Origin of the sequence: Vibrio sp. 779(2023), from assembly GCF_033344285.1 — a bacterium.
In the GTDB taxonomy this organism is placed as follows: Bacteria; Pseudomonadota; Gammaproteobacteria; order Enterobacterales; family Vibrionaceae; genus Vibrio; species Vibrio alginolyticus.
This window is the reverse complement of record NZ_JAWPOM010000103.1, coordinates 1-281: the sequence shown is the minus strand read 5'-3', so window position 1 is coordinate 281 and position 281 is coordinate 1. Positions and strand designations below refer to the sequence as shown.

Below are 281 nucleotides of genomic sequence, written 5' to 3'. Positions count from 1 at the left end.
TCGCAGAAGCAGGTTTTCATTGGCTAGTGCGATGCTGGATTCTAAGCCTTGCACTTCATCAATCGCTTGCTGCGCTTCTAGATACGTTTTCTGCACAAGTAAAGACAAGTCTTGTTTGGCTTGAGATATAAGAGCATCAACTTGAGATACAACGCTTTGTGCTGCTTTAACTTTTTCGCTTCGACCTGTGGATTCAATCAATGGAATGTTAACGCCAACCCCTACGAGCCAATCCGGTTTCATTTGGCTGGCCAACGAATCGTCTTCATACAGGCTGTAAT

Annotated in this window: 1 protein-coding gene; it reads right to left on the bottom strand. The window is 44.5% G+C overall.

Going from position 1 to position 281, the window contains the following annotated elements; translation table 11 throughout:
• Positions 1-281: TolC family protein (locus R8O70_RS25260; RefSeq protein WP_318184467.1), on the bottom strand; the 281-nt coding region annotated here is incomplete at both ends.